The 18,637-nt window shown below is 36.2% G+C and carries 17 protein-coding genes and 2 other annotated features; all 17 genes read right to left on the minus strand.

Annotation, left to right across the window (positions count from 1 at the left end; translation table 11 throughout):
• Nucleotides 1–76: 76 nt before the first annotated feature.
• The 17 genes from rpoC to gltX all read right to left on the minus strand — a co-directional run bounded on the left by rpoC (nt 77) and on the right by gltX (nt 18,637).
• A complete protein-coding gene (rpoC, locus tag VQL36_RS19980) occupies nt 77–3,694 on the minus strand; it encodes a DNA-directed RNA polymerase subunit beta' (protein WP_349250965.1) in 3,618 nt (1,205 codons plus the stop codon).
• 31 nt (nt 3,695–3,725) lie between these two features.
• Nucleotides 3,726–7,274: a DNA-directed RNA polymerase subunit beta gene (gene rpoB, locus VQL36_RS19985; protein WP_349250966.1), complete on the minus strand. Its 3,549-nt coding sequence runs from the start codon at nt 7,272–7,274 to the stop codon at nt 3,726–3,728.
• A gap of 393 nt (nt 7,275–7,667) precedes the next feature.
• Nucleotides 7,668–8,267 (minus strand): class I SAM-dependent methyltransferase, encoded by a 600-nt coding sequence (locus VQL36_RS19990; protein ID WP_349250967.1) that lies wholly within the window; start codon nt 8,265–8,267, stop codon nt 7,668–7,670.
• A gap of 252 nt (nt 8,268–8,519) precedes the next feature.
• A complete protein-coding gene (rplL, locus tag VQL36_RS19995; RefSeq protein ID WP_349250968.1) occupies nt 8,520–8,885 on the minus strand; it encodes a 50S ribosomal protein L7/L12 in 366 nt (121 codons plus the stop codon).
• Nucleotides 8,886–8,933: 48 nt separating this feature from the next.
• Complete coding sequence (gene rplJ / locus VQL36_RS20000; protein ID WP_349250969.1) at nt 8,934–9,449, minus strand: 50S ribosomal protein L10; 516 nt, start codon at nt 9,447–9,449, stop codon at nt 8,934–8,936.
• 21 nt (nt 9,450–9,470) lie between these two features.
• Nucleotides 9,471–9,622: a sequence feature (ribosomal protein L10 leader region), on the minus strand.
• A 77-nt stretch (nt 9,623–9,699) separates the two neighbouring features.
• On the minus strand, nt 9,700–10,392 hold the full coding sequence (rplA, locus tag VQL36_RS20005) for a 50S ribosomal protein L1 (protein WP_349250970.1): 693 nt from the start codon (nt 10,390–10,392) through the stop codon (nt 9,700–9,702).
• Between the two features lie 62 nt (nt 10,393–10,454).
• Nucleotides 10,455–10,880, minus strand: coding sequence for a 50S ribosomal protein L11 (gene rplK / locus VQL36_RS20010; RefSeq protein WP_349250971.1), 426 nt, complete (start codon nt 10,878–10,880; stop codon nt 10,455–10,457).
• 39 nt (nt 10,881–10,919) lie between these two features.
• Nucleotides 10,920–11,453 (minus strand): transcription termination/antitermination protein NusG, encoded by a 534-nt coding sequence (gene nusG, locus VQL36_RS20015; protein WP_162038356.1) that lies wholly within the window; start codon nt 11,451–11,453, stop codon nt 10,920–10,922.
• A gap of 13 nt (nt 11,454–11,466) precedes the next feature.
• A complete protein-coding gene (gene secE, locus VQL36_RS20020; protein WP_349250972.1) occupies nt 11,467–11,688 on the minus strand; it encodes a preprotein translocase subunit SecE in 222 nt (73 codons plus the stop codon).
• 18 nt (nt 11,689–11,706) lie between these two features.
• Nucleotides 11,707–11,856 carry a 50S ribosomal protein L33 gene (gene rpmG / locus VQL36_RS20025; protein WP_162038354.1) on the minus strand — a complete coding sequence of 50 codons (150 nt, stop codon included), beginning with the start codon at nt 11,854–11,856 and terminating at the stop codon, nt 11,707–11,709.
• A gap of 298 nt (nt 11,857–12,154) precedes the next feature.
• A complete protein-coding gene (sigH, locus tag VQL36_RS20030) occupies nt 12,155–12,802 on the minus strand; it encodes an RNA polymerase sporulation sigma factor SigH (RefSeq protein ID WP_160647145.1) in 648 nt (215 codons plus the stop codon).
• Between the two features lie 137 nt (nt 12,803–12,939).
• The gene (locus tag VQL36_RS20035) at nt 12,940–13,455 is read right to left on the minus strand and encodes an NYN domain-containing protein (RefSeq protein ID WP_349250973.1); all 516 of its coding nucleotides are present in this window, start codon (nt 13,453–13,455) and stop codon (nt 12,940–12,942) included.
• 12 nt (nt 13,456–13,467) lie between these two features.
• Complete coding sequence (gene rlmB, locus VQL36_RS20040; protein WP_349250974.1) at nt 13,468–14,202, minus strand: 23S rRNA (guanosine(2251)-2'-O)-methyltransferase RlmB; 735 nt, start codon at nt 14,200–14,202, stop codon at nt 13,468–13,470.
• A 32-nt stretch (nt 14,203–14,234) separates the two neighbouring features.
• Complete coding sequence (locus VQL36_RS20045) at nt 14,235–14,678, minus strand: Mini-ribonuclease 3 (RefSeq protein ID WP_349250975.1); 444 nt, start codon at nt 14,676–14,678, stop codon at nt 14,235–14,237.
• Nucleotides 14,663–16,063: a cysteine--tRNA ligase gene (cysS, locus tag VQL36_RS20050; RefSeq protein ID WP_349250976.1), complete on the minus strand. Its 1,401-nt coding sequence runs from the start codon at nt 16,061–16,063 to the stop codon at nt 14,663–14,665. Before cysS ends, VQL36_RS20045 begins: the two co-directional genes overlap by 16 nt.
• Nucleotides 16,044–16,712, minus strand: coding sequence for a serine O-acetyltransferase EpsC (gene epsC / locus VQL36_RS20055; RefSeq protein ID WP_349250977.1), 669 nt, complete (start codon nt 16,710–16,712; stop codon nt 16,044–16,046). The genes cysS and epsC overlap by 20 nt, the downstream gene beginning before the upstream one ends.
• Before the next feature lie 167 nt (nt 16,713–16,879).
• Nucleotides 16,880–17,114 (minus strand) — a binding site (T-box leader).
• 50 nt (nt 17,115–17,164) lie between these two features.
• Nucleotides 17,165–18,637, minus strand: coding sequence for a glutamate--tRNA ligase (gene gltX / locus VQL36_RS20060; protein WP_349250978.1), 1,473 nt, complete (start codon nt 18,635–18,637; stop codon nt 17,165–17,167).

An 18,637-nucleotide genomic window follows, 5' to 3' on the forward strand; every position in this document is an offset into this window, starting at 1 on the left:
CCAAAGTATCAGGAAATTTTGTTTTTGGCACACTTGAATATAATATCACCTGAAAAATACATTGTCAATATTATTTTCACTCTACCGTTACTGTTTCTTTAAGAGATTCTTCTAGCTCAACATTTTCACTGGTTTGATCGACAATTTTCACATTGCGGTAACGATTCATTCCTGTACCTGCTGGAATCAATTTACCGATGATTACATTTTCTTTAAGACCTAACAATTGATCTACCTTACCTTTAATAGCTGCATCAGTTAGAACTCTTGTTGTTTCTTGGAATGATGCTGCAGATAAGAAGGAATCAGTTTCTAAAGATGCTTTTGTAATACCTAGTAAAACTGGTTTTGCTACAGCTGGTTCCAAATCAGAGAACAACGCTTTTTTGTTTTCCTCTTCATATTCATGAACATCTGTAAATGAGCCAGGAAGTAATTTGGTATCGCCTGACATCACAATACGTATTTTTCTAAGCATTTGACGAACCATAACCTCAATGTGTTTATCATTTATTTCAACACCTTGATTACGATATACACGCTGTACTTCTTGCAGAATATAGTTCTGAACACCTTGAATACCCTTAATACGCAACATTTCTTTAGGATCGATAGAACCATCCGTTAACTCATCACCAGCTTCGATTGTCTGACCAACAGCTATTCTCATTCTAGAGCCATAACTTAAAGTGTACACCTTAGATTCTGCGTCACCTTCAATTTCAACTTCACGACCGTCTTTAACCTCGCGAATATCTTTCACAACTCCATCTATTTCAGAAATGAGCGCTTGACCTTTAGGGTTTCTAGCTTCAAACAATTCCTGAATACGAGGTAAACCTTGTGTAATATCATCTCCAGCAACTCCACCTGTATGGAAAGTACGCATCGTTAACTGTGTTCCTGGTTCACCAATTGATTGAGCTGCTATAATTCCTACTGCTTCTCCGATTTCTACGTTAAACCCGGTAGCTAAGTTGCGACCATAACATTTTTTACATACGCCATGACGAGCTCTACAACTCAATACAGAACGAATTTGCACTTTTTCAATGCCAGCAGAAATGATTTCTTGTGCTTTTTTATCATCAATCATATCATCACGTTTAACGATGATTTCATTTGTTTCTGGGTGACGTACAGTTGCAAATGCATAACGACCCTCGATACGATCATACAGATTTTCGATAACTTCTTTACCATCTTGTATTTTGGATACCAAGAATCCTTTATCCGTTTTACAACTATCTTCACGGACAACTACATCCTGTGCCACATCAACTAAACGACGTGTTAAGTACCCTGAATCTGCTGTACGTAACGCGGTATCGGCAAGTCCTTTTCTAGCACCATGCGTAGAAATGAAATATTCTAATACAGTCAAACCTTCACGGAAGTTAGATTTGATTGGTAGTTCATGAATATGTCCTGATGGATCTGCCATGAGTCCACGCATACCACCTAATTGAGTAATCTGAGATTTATTACCTCTGGCTTTGGAATCAACCATCAAGGTAATATTATTAAATTTATCAAATTTACTCATTAATATCTCAGAAAGATCATCTTTCGCTTTACTCCAAATTGCAATAATACGTTCGTGTCTTTCATCTGGTGTAATCAATCCGCGACGATACTGCTTCATTACTGTTTCTACTTTATCTTCATTCTCTTTCATGAGCATATATTTCTCTTCTGGAACTGTTACATCAGATACTGCAATTGTAATTCCTGCTTTAGTAGAGTAAGTAAACCCAACTTCTTTTATTTTGTCTAAAATAATTGAACATTGTGTCGTTTTATACTCTCTAAAACATTCTGCAATGATATTACCTAAATAATCTTTTCCTATACCACCTACGGTTGGTAAGCTTTTAATGTATTCTCTTACATTTGTACCTTTTTCATAAATATAATATTCATCTGGTGTTTTCTCTAAATTTCTCTTCGTTGGTTCATTTATGAATGGGAATACACTTGGGAAAATTTCATTGAATATGATTTTCCCTACCGTTGTGACTAAAAGAGCATTTTGTTGTTTTTCTGATATATTCTCTTTTCCTAGAGCCTTAACAGGAATCGCAACTCTGGCATGTAAAGATACATGTTCCATTTGATAAGCAGATATCGTTTCATGAACTGATTTAAAAATTCTTCCAGTTCCCTTAGCTTCTGGATTATCAATTGTTAAATAATACGTACCTAAAACCATATCCTGAGATGGTGTAACTACAGGCTTTCCATCCTTTGGATTCAAAATATTACCTGAAGCCAGCATCAATATTCTAGATTCAGCTTGCGCTTCTGCAGATAATGGAACATGGACAGCCATTTGGTCTCCATCAAAATCCGCATTATACGCCGTACATACTAATGGATGTAATCTAATCGCTTTTCCTTCAACTAAAATAGGTTCGAAGGCTTGTATTCCCAGTCTATGAAGCGTAGGTGCACGATTGAGAAGTACAGGGTGCTCCTTAATTACATCTTCTAAAACGTCCCATACATCAGGACTTACTTTTTCCACTTTTCGTTTTGCACTTTTTATATTATGAGCAAACCCTTTACTAACTAATTCTTTCATGACAAAAGGTTTGAACAATTCTAATGCCATTTCTTTAGGAAGACCACATTGATACATTTTCAAGTAAGGTCCAACAACGATTACAGAACGACCCGAATAGTCAACCCTTTTACCTAAAAGATTCTGACGGAAACGACCTTGTTTCCCTTTTAACATATGGCTAAGAGATTTTAATGGTCTATTACCAGGTCCTGTAACCGGTCTACCACGTCGCCCATTATCAATCAACGCGTCTACTGCTTCCTGTAACATACGTTTCTCGTTCTGCACAATAATATCCGGTGCACCTAAATCTAGAAGTCTTTTTAGACGATTATTTCGGTTTATCACTCTGCGATATAAATCATTTAAGTCTGAAGTAGCAAATCTACCACCGTCTAATTGTACCATCGGGCGAAGTTCAGGAGGAATGACGGGCAATACATCTAAAATCATCCACTCAGGGTCATTCGCTGAGTTTCTAAAGGCCTCGAGTACTTCCAAACGTTTCACTGCTCTATTCCTTCTTTGACCTTGAGCAGTTTTAAGTTCTTCTTTCAGTACACTAATCTCTTTGTTGACATCTAAACTTTGCAAAAGTTTCTTTATAGCTTCAGCACCCATACCTGCATGAAAACCATAACCATACTTTTCACGATAACTGCGAAACTCTTTCTCAGATAAAAGCTGCTTTCTTTCAAGTGGTGTTTCACCGGGATCTGTCACAACATAGGATGCAAAATAAATAATTTCCTCTAAGGATCTTGGAGACATATCTAATGCAAGACCCATGCGGCTAGGAATCCCTTTAAAGTACCAGATATGGGATACTGGCGCTGCTAGTTCAATGTGTCCCATACGTTCACGACGAACTTTAGCACGGGTGACTTCAACACCACAGCGATCACATACTACACCTTTATAACGTACTCTCTTATACTTCCCACAATGACATTCCCAGTCTTTTGTAGGTCCAAAGATTTTTTCGCAGAATAACCCTTCCTTTTCAGGCTTTAATGTTCGATAGTTAATCGTTTCAGGTTTTTTCACTTCTCCACGAGACCATGAGCGTATTTTGTTCGGTGAAGCTAATCCAATTTTCATAAATTCAAAGTTATTAACGTCCATCAAGGAGCGACCCCTCCTCTATAGTGTTTTTTTATTAATCCACATTTACTTCAGCACCTTCTATTTGAAGGCTTAACTTATCTTTGTTTGAATCCTCATCTTCTTCGTCTGATTCTTTCAAATCAATTTCTTCTTCATTTTCGGTTAACATTTTCACATCCATACCTAAACTCTGAAGCTCTTTAATTAAGACTTTAAAGCTTTCTGGAATACCAGGTTCAGGAACATTCTCACCTTTAACAATGGATTCATATGTTTTTACACGACCTACAACATCATCCGATTTGACAGTTAATATTTCTTGTAGCGTATAAGCTGCACCATAAGCCTTCAATGCCCATACTTCCATCTCACCAAAGCGCTGACCACCAAATTGTGCTTTACCACCCAATGGTTGTTGTGTAACCAATGAGTAAGGTCCAGTAGAACGAGCGTGAATTTTATCATCAACCATGTGTGCAAGTTTAATCATATACATCACACCTACAGTAACTTCACGTTCAAACTGTTCACCTGTACGACCATCATATAATTTTGTTTTACCATTACGTTGCATGCCAGCTTCTTCCATCGTATCGAATACATCGACTTCAGTCGCTCCATCAAATACAGGTGTCGCAACATGTATACCAAGATATCTAGCCGCCATACCCAAGTGAACTTCAAGTACTTGACCGATGTTCATACGTGATGGAACCCCAAGAGGGTTTAATACAACTTGAACTGGTGTGCCATCTGGTAAGAAAGGCATATCTTCCTCAGGTAGTATTCTTGCAATTACCCCTTTGTTTCCGTGTCGACCTGCCATTTTATCCCCTTCGGAGATTTTACGTTTTTGAGCTATATATACTCGAACAAGTTGATTCACTCCTGGTGGGAGCTCGTCGCCATTTTCACGGGTAAATACTTTCACGTCTACTACGATACCATCTGTACCATGTGGAACTCTTAGTGAAGTATCTCTTACCTCTCGAGCTTTTTCCCCGAATATAGCATGAAGCAATCTTTCTTCTGCTGTAAGTTCCGTTACTCCTTTTGGTGTAACCTTTCCTACTAAAATATCACCAGCAGAAATCTCAGCACCTACACGAATAATGCCTCGTTCGTCTAGATTTCTAAGTGCATCCTCACCAACATTAGGAATATCTCTAGTGATTTCCTCAGGACCTAGTTTTGTATCACGAGCTTCTGATTCATATTCTTCTATATGAACTGAGGTATACACATCTTCTTTCACTAGTTTTTCACTTAAAAGAATCGCATCCTCATAGTTATAACCTTCCCACGTCATAAAAGCTACGACAACGTTTTGACCTAGAGCTAATTCACCTTTTTCAGTAGAAGGACCATCCGCTAAAATGTCTCCAACCTTAACTGGTTCTCCCACTTTCACAATTGGACGTTGATTAATACAAGTCCCTTGGTTAGAGCGTAAGAATTTATGGATTCTATGGCGAATTAAATCTCCATTAACTACTTTTCCATCTATCGTTTCTTGTTGTCTAACTAAAATTTCATTGGCCGAAACCTTTTCTATAAAACCATTGTGTTTTGAAACGATACAAACCCCTGAGTCCTTGGCTGCCTTGTGTTCCATTCCTGTACCTACAAATGGAGATCTAGGAATCAACAATGGTACAGCCTGACGTTGCATGTTTGATCCCATCAACGCACGGTTTGAGTCATCATTTTCAAGAAACGGAATTAACGCGGTAGCAACAGACACAACCTGCTTCGGAGACACGTCCATATAATCGACACGTTCTTTAGGCATGGTCTGAATGTTATCCGCAGATTTATTATAACGAACAATGATCATATCATCTTCAAATGTACCATCATCGTTTAACTTTGCATTCGCTTGTGCTACTACATAGTTATCTTCTTCATCCGCTGTCAAGTAGTCTATTTTTTCAGTTACTTGACCAGTACTTGGATCTACCCAACGATAAGGAGCTTCAATGAAACCAAATTCATTCACTCTGGCAAACGTTGATAGTGAGTTTATTAATCCAATATTCGGCCCCTCTGGAGTTTCAATTGGACACATTCGCCCATAATGAGAATTATGAACGTCACGAACCTCAAAACCTGCACGCTCTCTTGTTAAACCACCTGGTCCAAGAGCAGAAAGACGTCTCTTATGAGTAAGTTCTGCCAGCGGATTCGTTTGATCCATAAATTGAGACAACTGTGAACTGCCGAAGAACTCTTTAATAGAAGCGATAACAGGACGTATATTAATCAATGCTTGTGGTGTAATCGCATTTGTATCTTGAATGGACATCCTTTCTCTTACAACTCTTTCCATTCTAGATAATCCAATACGGAATTGATTTTGTAAAAGCTCTCCAACTGAGCGAAGTCTACGATTCCCTAAATGATCTATATCATCTGTATGTCCAATACCATGCAACAGATTAATAAAATAATTAATAGATGCAATGATATCAGCTTGAGTAATGTGTTTTACACTCTTTTCAATATTCCCATTTGAAATGACCTTTACTACTTTAGCATCTTCAATTGGAGAAAACACATTAATCGCTTGAATTGGTATCGTATCTTCGTCTAAAACACCAGTGGAAACACTATATTCTTTGAAACCTACACTTTTCTCCAAGCTAGACATGATGGAATCAAGTAATCTACGATCAACAACCTGACCTGCTTCTGCAATAATTTCTCCAGTATCCTGATCAATTAATGATTCAGCAAGTCGTTGATTGAACAAACGATCCTTGATATGTAGTTTTTTATTAATCTTGTATCTTCCCACATTTGCAAGATCATATCTTCTAGGATCAAAAAATCGAGATATCAATAAACTTTTCGCATTTTCTACAGTAGGTGGCTCACCCGGTCTTAATCTCTCATAAATCTCTAACAACGCTTTATCGGTATTTTCAGTATTATCTTTTTCAAGGGTATTACGAATATACTCGTCTTCACCTAACAAATCAATAATTTCCTGATCCGAGCTAAATCCAAGCGCTCTTAAAAGAACCGTCACTGGAATTTTACGTGTGCGATCAATACGAACATAAATAATATTTTTAGCATCTGTTTCTAACTCAAGCCACGCTCCACGGTTCGGAATTACGGTTGTGGTATAAGCTGGTTTTCCGTGTTTATCAGGTTTAGTACTAAAATAAACACTTGGAGAACGCACAAGCTGACTAACAATAACACGTTCAGCACCATTAATAATGAATGTGCCTGTTTCTGTCATTAGTGGAAAGTCTCCCATGAAAACTTCCTGTTCTTTCACTTCTCCTGTTTCTTTGTTTATTAAACGAACTTTCACTCTCAGCGGTGCTGCGTAAGTCACATCCCGTTCCTTAGCATCATCAACATTATACTTAGGTTCTCCTAAGCTATAGTCAATAAACTCCAACACTAAGTTCCCCGTGAAATCCTGAATAGGAGAAATGTCGTGAAACATTTCACGTAAACCTTCCTCAAGAAACCATTGATATGATTTCCTTTGAATCTCAATTAAATTTGGAACCTCCAACACTTCACTAATCCTTGCATAACTTCTACGCTCGCGTCGTCCTAATTGAACAAGTTGTCCTGCCAAACTATTTCACCTCTCATGCAATTGACCTATAACAACACAACAAAATCACCTTTCGATGACTATTCGAAGATGTCGTCGAATCCTTATCCTTAAAGAAAAACAAGAAAAGCCCTATCAAGCAAAATTTAAAAATTGCAGATTCAGGCAGCTTCCAGAATATAAGTTGTAGTAGCCAAGATATTTCTCCGTATGATACACTTATCCATATAAGTAAGATTTTCCTAAAATCTTAACATTATACGTAAGAAGAGAAAAAAATATTCATAAATTAAATTTTACCTTGACATTTTAATGAACTAAAGAAATTACGCCCACTTTAATTCTGACATTTACCTATCATATCATATTGATAAGTAAAGGTCAACTGAACTTATAAAAACTTATTTAACATTATCATTTTATAGCTTTAAATATTTTATAACCTTTTTTCTTAGAAACTTCCTCTACTGTTGAAAATAAACCTTTCAGTTTTTCAAACGCTGAAGATGCCCCTTGTTTCTTTTGTATTACTACCCATAGTGATCCACCATCCTTCAATCTTTCAGCAGCACCCGAAAAAATAGAATGCACAATCTCTTTTCCGGCTCTTATAGGTGGGTTCGTTAAAATTACATCAAATTTTTGATCACCTTTTACGCGGCTGTAAACATCACTTTGAAATAGTTTAATATTAGAGATATGATTAAGCTTTGCATTCTCAGCAGCCAACTCTACCGCCCTTTGATTAACATCTATCATTGTGACTTCAGAAGTTTCTTCTAGTGAAGCTGCACATATTCCTATTGGACCATACCCGCAACCCACATCTAAAATTTTACTGCCTCTTGGAATATTCATATGTTCTATTAATAACTTAGAACCAAAGTCAATCATATTTTTAGAGAATACACCTGAGTCAGTATAAAATTTAAATTCTTTACTTCTCAATGATACATGAATCACATGTCGATTACTCTGTACTGATGGATTTTGAGTGTAATAATGCTCAGCCATCACATTCTTCCTTTCATTAATAGAGGTTGTTCAAAAAATCCCCTTTTGATCACGAAGATGATCAAGGGAGCATTCCGACATCGAATATTGCACTCACATTTGAAGTCCGGTGCTCATGTAACAAATCACTACACTCCGCTCCGGCTTCTACATGTTCGCACAATCTTCTTGGTGCTGAAAACTGAATTTTTTGATCACATATTAAAGGAAAACCCCCTCGAAGAAATTTTCAGAGGGGGCTTCCAAGAAGTTCTACTTCAATTCTACTGAAGCACCAGCTTCTTCAAGTTTAGCTTTTAGAGCTTCAGCGTCGTCTTTAGCTACGCCTTCTTTAATAGGAGCAGGAGCACCATCAACTAATGCTTTTGCTTCTTTCAAACCTAATCCAGTTGCTTCACGAACTGCTTTGATTACATTGATTTTAGATGCACCAGCGCTAGTTAGAATTACATCAAATTCAGATTTTTCTGCAGCAGCTTCTCCACCAGCAGCACCACCAACTACTGCAACTGGTGCAGCAGCAGTAACACCAAATTCTTCTTCAATTGCTTTAACAAGATCATTTAGTTCTAAAACACTCATACCTTTAATAGCTTCTAAAATTTGTTCTTGACTCATGAGTAAACCTCCATAATTTTATTATAATTTGATTTCATTTGATATAGTTTAAGCTTCTTGTACTTCTCCATTTTCGTCTTTATCTGCAACAGCTTTAACAGCAAGAGCAAAGTTGCGAACTGGTGCTTGGAGCACGCTAAGCAACATAGATAATAAACCTTCTCTTGATGGTAAAGCAGCAAGATCATTAATTTGATCTACAGATACAACTTGACCTTCAAGAATACCTGCTTTAATTTTTAAATTTTCGTTCTTTTTAGCGAAATCTGATAAGATTTTAGCTGGTGCAATTACGTCTTCCTTACTAAACGCAATAGCGGTAGGACCTACAAAATGGTCATTTATACTCTCAAGCTCTGATCCTTCAGTCGCACGTCTAGCTAAGGTGTTTTTTATAACACTAAATTCTACGCCTGCTTCACGAAGAGATTTTCTAAGTTCAGTTACATCCGTAACATTCAACCCACGATAATCTGCAACAACAGTACAAGCATTTTGTTCAAACTTTTCTTTTACTTCAGCAACAACTTGTTGTTTTTGCTCAAGTACTTTTGCATTAGCCAAATTTCACACCTCCAATAATTAAAATAAATAAGAAAAACCTTCGTAGACTTTACGAAGGCAGGATAATGTAAATTTCAATGATAAGAAATTTCAATTTATCACATCACCTCGGTGGGATATTAAGCCTCGCATTAAAAGGCACCAACTGTCTACGGATCAATATATTCATTTTTGATTGATTACAATAGGTTCAAGATTATCAGAACAATCAATACATGTCAAGACCACATTGAATTACTGTCATTAGCAATTATTTGTAAGCTTGTGTATTCACCTTTACACCAGGACCCATCGTTGAAGAAATGGAAACATGTTTCAAATATGTTCCTTTTGCAGATGCAGGTTTAGCTCTTAATAATGAATTCATTAATGAATCAAGGTTTTCACTTAATTGCTCTGCACCAAAAGATGCTTTTCCAATTGGAGCGTGAATTTGACCTTGTTTGTTTAAACGAAATTCAATTTTACCAGCTTTAATTTCCTTAACTGCTTTCTCAACATCAAAAGTGACTGTACCTGCTTTCGGATTTGGCATTAGACCTTTACCACCAAGCAAACGACCTAATTTACCAACTTCACTCATCATATCTGGTGTAGCCACACAAACATCAAACCCAAACCAACCTTGTTGAATTTTGTTGATCATATCTTGATCACCAACAAAGTCAGCACCTGCAGCTTCTGCTTCTTTGGCTTTTTCACCTTTTGCAAAAACTAATACTGTTTTTGTATTACCAGTACCATGCGGAAGTACAGTGACTCCACGAACAGCTTGGTCTTGTTTTTTAGGGTCAACACCCAAACGAATTGCTACTTCAATTGTTTCATCAAACTTCGCAGTAGCTGATTTTTTCACTAATTCTACTGCTTCTGCTGACTCATATAATTTTTCACTATCAATCAGTTTAGCAGCTTCTGTATACTTTTTACCTTTTTTAGCCATGATGTATTTTCCTCCTATTGTGGTATTAACGGATACTCCTCCCACGAATTCGAAACTAATAATTAGTCCTCAACAACGATACCCATACTTCTAGCTGTACCTTCAATCATAAGCATTGCTGCTTCCACATCCGCAGCATTTAAGTCAGCCATTTTTGATTCTGCGATTTCACGCACCTTATCGCGTTTTACCGTAGCAACCTTAACTTTGTGCGGTTCCCCAGAACCTTTCTCAATACCCGCAGCTTTCTTTAACAATACTGCTGCTGGTGGAGTTTTGGTGATGAATGTAAATGAGCGATCTTCAAACACAGAAATTTCAACTGGAATAATTAATCCAGCTTGTTCTTGCGTACGAGCATTAAACTCTTTACAAAATGCCATGATGTTAACTCCTGCTTGACCTAACGCTGGACCTACTGGAGGTGCCGGGTTTGCTTTACCAGCTGGAATTTGCAACTTTACTTGTTTAATCACCTTTTTTGCCATGCGTAACACCTCCTTGCTGTAATTTCTATAAGTTTGGCACTATACTTTCTCCACTTGATCATACTCAAGCTCTAACGGAGTTTCTCTACCAAACATATTTACGAGGACCTTAATTTTGTTTTTGTCAGGCATGATATCCTCTATTGTTCCGACAAAATCAGCAAATGGACCTACTTTCACTCTAATATTATCTTTAATATCAAAGTCAAATATAGGGCTTGGCTCCTGAATGCCCATATGTTTAAGAATGGATTCTGCTTCATCAGGTAATAAAGGGGATGGTTTAGAACCAGCACCTGCTGAACCAACAAAGCCAGTAACACCTGGTGTATTTCGTACTACATACCAAGAATCATCTGTTTGTACCATTTCAACTAAGACATAACCAGGATACACTTTGCGTTGAACTGTTTTCTTTTTGCCGTCTTTGTTCACTACTTCTTCCTCAACAGGAACAAGCACTCTGAAAATCTTGTCTGTCATATTCATTGATTCTACGCGTTTTTCTAAATTCGCTTTGACTTTATTTTCATACCCTGAATAAGTATGCACAACATACCAACCTTTGTCCATATCCATATTCACCCTATGACTCTGTCCCAAAGAATAATTCGATAAGACCAGAAATACCTAAATCTAGTAAGTAAAAATAAAGTGTTACGAAAAGCACAGTCGATATGACAACAATCGTATAACTAATTAACTCTTTCCGTTTTGGCCAGCGCACTTTTTTAAGTTCAGACCAGCTGCCTGAAAAAAATGAAAAGGTTGAGCCAAAACCTTGTTTGATCCTATTAATGACTGCCACAGTAAACACCTCCAAAAACTACCTTGTTTCACGATGAACCGTATGCTGATTGCAATGGCTGCAAAACTTCTTCATCTCCATGCGGTCAGGGTGGTTTCGTTTGTTTTTGTTTGATGTATAATTTCTACGTTTACAAACTGTACACGCAAGAGTCATAATCACCCGCATGATGTCACCTCCCGAGACAACTTTTAGTTATCCATGTCTATTCATGTCTATGTTAACATATACGCGTAACAAAATAAGGCTACCCAAAAAAATTTATCACAATGAATAAACCATGTCAAGGAAAAGGTAACAAAAAGATGATATTACCCATTATTCTCAATCACTCTTAATAATAAACAGTGAACTCGTTTAAACAAAGTTTAAACATGTTGAATCTTCTTAATAACACAAGTTATCCACTAATTTATGTGATTTAAACTAAAAAAGCACCGTTATGTATATCATACGGATGCTTAGTTTATTGATTTAGTTCTCTTACTTCTAAATATCTTTCTAATTTTCTCTTCACTCTTTGTAAAGCATTATCGATAGATTTTATGTGTCGATCTAAATCCAATGCAATATCTTGATAAGATCTGCCATCTAAATATAACATCAACACTTTACGCTCTAAGTCACTTAAAATTTCGCCCATTTTATCTTCTAAACCACTGAATTCTTCTTTATTAATCATTAGTTCTTCCGGATCAGTAACTTTAGACCCACAAATAACATCTAATAAAGTTCTATCTGATTCTTCATCATAAATAGGCTTGTCCAAAGAAATATACGAGTTCAAAGGAATATGTTTTTGCCTAGTTGCCGTTTTTATTGCAGTAATAATTTGCCTTGTAATACATAATTCAGCAAATGCTTTAAAGGAAGCAAGCTTATCTCCCCTAAAATCACGAATAGCTTTATAAAGCCCTATCATGCCTTCTTGAATAATATCTTCCCGATCAGCTCCTATTAAAAAATAGGATCGTCCTTTAGCTCTAACAAAGTTTTTGTATTTATTAATTAAGTACTCTAGAGCAATATTGTCGCCTTCTCGGACCGATTCGACAATTTCTTCATCCGTTTTGAGGTAATACTCGTGCAACTTTTCGTTGAGGTCAACGCTCACTATAATCCCTCCGGTCCTGCAAGGATACTGTCAATTTTTGAGATTTTACTCTAAATTAAGATAAAAATAGTATACATGATTACTAGTAAAACCGTCAACCACTTGTCTTTATTGAATTTAGTATTTTAGAAAGATTGTTACTTTTCCCCTCTACGCCACTTTTCAAAAATATCTTTCACATCACTAGATAATTTACTATCAAAAGAATAACTGCTTTTTTTGGTATGTTTTGTTATTTTGCTTTTCACTTTCCTTTTGCTCTCTTGAATATCCATCCATAGTTCTCTGGCAGATCTTCTCAGCGCTCCCTTACCAAAAGTTACACGTTGTTCTACATAGTCTGAAGTAGCTACATGTATATCTCTTTTTCGATGTGTTAACTCCGTAACTAATCTTTCAATACACTCGTCTGCTGTTTCTTTTTCTTTAGTATAGATCACTTTTATTTTGTAATTCTTCTCTTTCACCCCAATCCCTGGTACTTGATGAGCATCAAATACAACGATAATTTTCATGCCTGAATATCCTTGATAATCAGCTAGCATTTTAATTAACTGATTGCGTGCTTCTTCTAGGCTTGTCTCAGATGTTTTTATAAGTTCGGGCCAAGCTCCGATCATGTTATAACCGTCCACAATCAAATATTCTTCCATCATCTAATCTCTTTAATGCCGCTGCCGAACTACTTCATACATAATGACACCTGCAGCAACGGAAGCATTAAGAGAATTAATTTGGCCATACATAGGAAGCTTAATTAAAAAATCACATTTTTCTTTAATTAATCTCCCAATTCCCTTATGTTCATTACCGATGACAATACCAATAGGAAGTGTTAAATCGGTACGATATATATTTTCTTCAGCTGAAACATCCGCTCCAGCAATCCATATCCCTTGTTTTTTAAGTTTATCAATCGTTTGTCCTAAATTTGTAACTCTAGCCACTGGGATATGTTCAACAGCCCCAGCAGAAGTTTTAGAAACAGATGCTGTCAAACCTGCGGACCGTCTCTTAGGAATGATTACTCCATGCACACCTGTACAATCACAAGAACGTAAAATGGAACCCAAATTATGAGGGTCTTCAATTTCATCAAGGATCAAAATGAATGGAGTTTCATTTTTTTCTGCAGCTGAGGAAAGAATATCATCTACTTGCACATATTGATAAGATGCAACCTGAGCTACTACTCCTTGATGTTTTATATCCGGAACCAATTGATCTAACTTTTTCTTATCCACATATTGCAAAATTGCACCAGAATTTTTTGCTTCTGTTAGTATTGGCTGTATGGATGATTTTTGTATTTGATCAGCAATCCATATTTTATGAATGGACCTCTCGGAACGCATTGCTTCTAAAACAGAATGTTTTCCTGCTATATATTCTGTCTCCATAGTATCTTCCTTTCCACACTGTATAAAATTATCTACAATCTATTTTCGTAATCATCTATAATCATTTTAAGTAATTGGCTCAACCGATCATGCTGCTTCTTATAGTATAAATATCCGATTAAACATTCAAATGCAGTACTGTGACGATAATCTAATACATCAGCATTTTTGGGAATAGATGCGGATTTAGCGTTACGTCCCCGTCTTACAACATCTTGCTCCTCTTCACTTAAGTGTGGAAGCCATATTTTTAAATATTGAGCCTGTGCTTTTGCAGAAACAAACTTGGTTGCTTCTTGATGCAAATGATTCGGTTTATGATGAGGACGCGATATTAAATACATGCGTATATATGTATCATATATGGCATCCCCTAAATATGCTAGTACAAGTGGATTAAGTAAATTAGGCGCTTTGCTTGGTGAAAAAGAAAAAAGAGGCTGGTTTTGTTCTAAATCACTCACTTTCTTCTCCAACGCATTCCCTGTGGCGTATCCTCTAATAATATCCCCTGCTGTTGTAACAAATCTCTTATTTCATCCGCCCTAGCCCAATTTTTATTCTTCCGTGCTTCCATACGCTCTTGAATAAGATTCTCAACCTCTTCATCTAACATTTCATTGTTTTTCTCAGCTACTAAACCTAATACAGTATTCATTTCATTAAATGCACTTTTTAACCTTTGCAAGCTGGAATGAATGACTTCCTTTTGCTTTAAATATTGATTTGTTTCACTAACTAAATCAAACATTGATGTAATAGCATCAGCTGTATTAAAATCATCCTGCATTCGTCCATGGAAATTTTCTATAATAAGCTTTATCTTTTGATCTAGATTTTGTTCAACATTATTATCAGCGGTTGTATTTTCTAATCTATAATCCAGATTAGAAATGCAATTCTGTATTCTATCCAAGCTCTGTTTTGATTGTTCCATTATTTCTTCTGAAAAATTCAAAGGATTGCTATAATGTGTGCTTAATATAAAATATCGAATAACTTCAGCACTATATCGAGAAAGCAGTTCAGTGACATTTATCCCATTACCAAGTGACTTCGACATTTTTTCATTGTTAATATTCACATAACCATTATGAAGCCAGTAATTAGCAAGAGGGGCATCATTAACAATTTCAGATTGCGCTATTTCACATTCATGATGTGGAAACTGCAAATCCTGTCCTCCACCATGGATATCCATTGTTTTCCCTAAAAATTTACTTGCCATCGCTGAACATTCAATGTGCCAACCAGGTCTTCCATCACCCCAAGGGCTTTCCCAAAATACCTCACCTGGTTTTGCTTTTTTCCATAGTACAAAGTCTTGAGGATTTTCTTTTCTTTCATCCACCTCAATCCTTTTTCCATATTGAAGATCTTCTATTTTTTGATGAGATAACTTTCCGTATTCTTCAAATTTATTTGTTCTATAAAACACATCCCCATCATTTGCATAAGCATACCCATCTTCAACCAAAGTAGCAATGAACTCGATAATCTCTTGCATATTCTCTGTAACACGAGGATAACCTGTTGCTGGCTTAACACCAAGATTTTTTGAATCTTCAAGATATGCTTCTATAAATTGTTCTGCCACTTCTGACACAGATTTGTTCGTTTCATTTGCTTTTTTGATAATCTTATCATCCACATCCGTAAAATTAACAATATATTCAACATTATATTTTAACGTCTCCAAATACTTCCTAACTACATCAAAAAAGATGAGTGGTCTAGCATTTCCAATATGAATATACCCATAAACGGTAGGACCACAAACATACATTTTCACTTTGCCAGGCTCTATGGATTGAAATTCTTCTTTTTTTCGTGTTAACGTATTAAAAACTTTTAACGCCATCGTCCTTTTTCCCTCCATTGGTTTTGAGCAAATCTAATTCATTTTTTAATGTATCAATCTCATTTTGTAATTTGAGACAAATATCTAAAACTGGATCAGGAACATTGCAATGATCTAATTTATTTACCCGAACCCCGTTTTGCTTCACGATTCTTCCAGGAATCCCTACAACCGTGCTGTGCTGTGGAATCTCTTGCAGCACAACCGCATTAGCACCCACTCTTGAATAATCCCCAATTTTAAAGGAACCTAATACCTTAGCTCCTGAGCTTATGACTACATTATTTCCTATCGTAGGATGTCTCTTCCCTTTTTCCTTCCCAGTTCCACCTAAGGTTACACCTTGGTATAAAACTACATCATCGCCAATCTCACAAGTTTCTCCAATGACTACACCCATTCCATGATCTATAAACAATCTTTTACCAATTGTAGCACCAGGATGAATTTCAATACCGGTTAAAAAACGGTTGATCTGAGAAATGATGCGGGCAATCGTTAAAAGCTTTCTTTTAAAAAACCAATGTGCGATTCGATGTGACCACAAAGCATGTAAACCTGAATACGTAAAAATAACTTCTAAAACACTGCGCGCAGCGGGATCGTTATCAAATACAGCACGAACGTCAGATCTGATTGTTTCAAACATGATGTCAATTCTCCTCCTTTCGTAAACAATGAATGAAATAATGAAATATTTAAAATTTACTATTAAAATCTGGTTTAAAACTTACAAATTGGTATATTTTTAATCCTGTGCTGACAAATGGTGTTTTTAAATTTCCAAGAACAAAAAAGTCTCTGTAGCATGTATGCTACAGAGACGTAAAGTACGCGGTTCCACTCTGTTTGGAAAAAGCCGATGGATTTTCCCTCTCATAGCTCGTAACATGAGCCAATCGTTACAGCCTAAATGTATTCAGCTGCAAAGCTCACAGGTGCACTTCATTCTAAAAATTGAATTGGATAATTCGCAGCCAGAGCTTATGCTCATGATTACCCTTCTCTGGTCATTCATTCTTAAAATTACTTTCCTGATCAACGCTTAAATTCCTCAAATTCATGAGGTTAATATCATATTTATCACAGTATAACGAATTTTCAAACAGAAAACAATGAGTCTAATGCCTGTAGTCTTTGAATGACTTTGTCTTTACCTAATAAAAAGATCGTCTGATTTAAATCAGGTCCATGAATTTGCCCAGTTAATGCTGCACGAACAGGCATAAATAGTTGTTTTCCTTTAAATCCAGTTTCTTTTTGGACATTTTTAAGCAATTTTTTAATCACGTCTGCTGCAAATTCTTCAGATTGTTCCAATTGATTGATGAAACTTTGTAAAACAACTGGAACTTGCTCTTCTTTTAAAACCTGCTCTGCATCTTCCTCTATTTTATATTCTTCTTTAAAAAATAGTTCAGATAATTCTACAATTTGAGCACCATAGTTTAGTTTTTCTTTTAAAAGTGCAATCACATCTGTAACCCAATTCATTTCCTCTTCATCCAAAGTTTCAGAAATATAACCTGCCTTTTGTAAATGAGGTAATGTCAAGTCTACAACTGTAGATAGTTCAGCATTTTTAATATAATGGTTATTCATCCAATATAATTTATTAGTATCAAAAACAGCTGGACTTTTGGATAAACGAGCCGAGTCAAATATATTTACTAACTCCTCTTTAGAGAAGATTTCTTCCTCTCCTTCTGGAGACCAACCTAATAAAGCAATAAAATTAAATAATGTCTCTGGTAAAAATCCTAAATCATGGTATTGCTCAATAAATTGAATGGTCGATTCATCACGTTTGCTTAATTTTTTTCGCTGTTCATTCACAATTAAAGTCATATGTCCAAAAATGGGGGCTTCCCATCCCAATGCTTCATAAACCATTAACTGTCGAGGAGTATTAGATATGTGATCATCCCCCCTTAGTACATGGGATATTTCCATCAAATAATCATCTATTACAACGGCAAAATTATAGGTAGGAATTCCATCTTTTTTTACTATGACAAAATCACCTGTATCACTAGAATCAAATGAAACAGTTCCTTTTACAATATCATTGAAGGTATAAGTTTGGTCTGTTGGAACTTTGAAGCGAACACTTGGAATTCTTCCTTGACTCTCTAATTCTTTTTTCTCTTCCTCTGACAGATGTTTACACTTCCCAGAATACTTTGGCATTTCACCAGATGCTTTTTGTTGCTCACGTTCAGCTTCTAATTCTTCCTCTGTACAGTAACATGGATACGCTGCTTTTTTATCTAAAAGCTCCTGCCAATATTTCTTGTAAATTTCAAGACGTTCAGTTTGACGATAAGGACCATAACCACCATCTTTATCTATACTTTCATCCCAATCTAGTCCTAGCCATGCCAAGTTTTTCAATTGACTGGCTTCTCCACCTTCTACATTTCTTTTTAAGTCTGTATCTTCTATCCTTACGATAAATTTCCCGTTTAAACTTCTTGCAAATAAATAATTAAATAGTGCAGCTCTAGCATTACCTATATGTAAATGTCCAGTTGGACTAGGTGCATAACGAACACGAACTTCTTCTCTAGACAT

Origin of the sequence: Chengkuizengella sp. SCS-71B (genome assembly GCF_040100845.1) — a bacterium.
Lineage (GTDB): Bacteria > Bacillota > Bacilli > Paenibacillales > KCTC-33759 > Chengkuizengella.

What these genes read in the sequence shown, in the direction of transcription:
- VQL36_RS19990 (WP_349250967.1), bottom strand. Translation starts at nt 8,267, where the DNA reads ATGGCTGAGCATTATTACACTCAAAATCCATCAGTACAGAGTAATCGA.
- rplL (WP_349250968.1), bottom strand. Translation starts at nt 8,885, where the DNA reads ATGAGTCAAGAACAAATTTTAGAAGCTATTAAAGGTATGAGTGTTTTA.
- rplA (WP_349250970.1), bottom strand. Translation starts at nt 10,392, where the DNA reads ATGGCTAAAAAAGGTAAAAAGTATACAGAAGCTGCTAAACTGATTGAT.
- rplK (WP_349250971.1), bottom strand. Translation starts at nt 10,880, where the DNA reads ATGGCAAAAAAGGTGATTAAACAAGTAAAGTTGCAAATTCCAGCTGGT.
- nusG (WP_162038356.1), bottom strand. Translation starts at nt 11,453, where the DNA reads ATGGACAAAGGTTGGTATGTTGTGCATACTTATTCAGGGTATGAAAAT.
- rpmG (WP_162038354.1), bottom strand. Translation starts at nt 11,856, where the DNA reads ATGCGGGTGATTATGACTCTTGCGTGTACAGTTTGTAAACGTAGAAAT.
- VQL36_RS20035 (WP_349250973.1), bottom strand. Translation starts at nt 13,455, where the DNA reads ATGGAAGAATATTTGATTGTGGACGGTTATAACATGATCGGAGCTTGG.
- rlmB (WP_349250974.1), bottom strand. Translation starts at nt 14,202, where the DNA reads ATGGAGACAGAATATATAGCAGGAAAACATTCTGTTTTAGAAGCAATG.
- cysS (WP_349250976.1), bottom strand. Translation starts at nt 16,063, where the DNA reads ATGGCGTTAAAAGTTTTTAATACGTTAACACGAAAAAAAGAAGAATTT.
- epsC (WP_349250977.1), bottom strand. Translation starts at nt 16,712, where the DNA reads ATGTTTGAAACAATCAGATCTGACGTTCGTGCTGTATTTGATAACGAT.
- gltX (WP_349250978.1), bottom strand. Translation starts at nt 18,637, where the DNA reads ATGTCTAGAGAAGAAGTTCGTGTTCGTTATGCACCTAGTCCAACTGGA.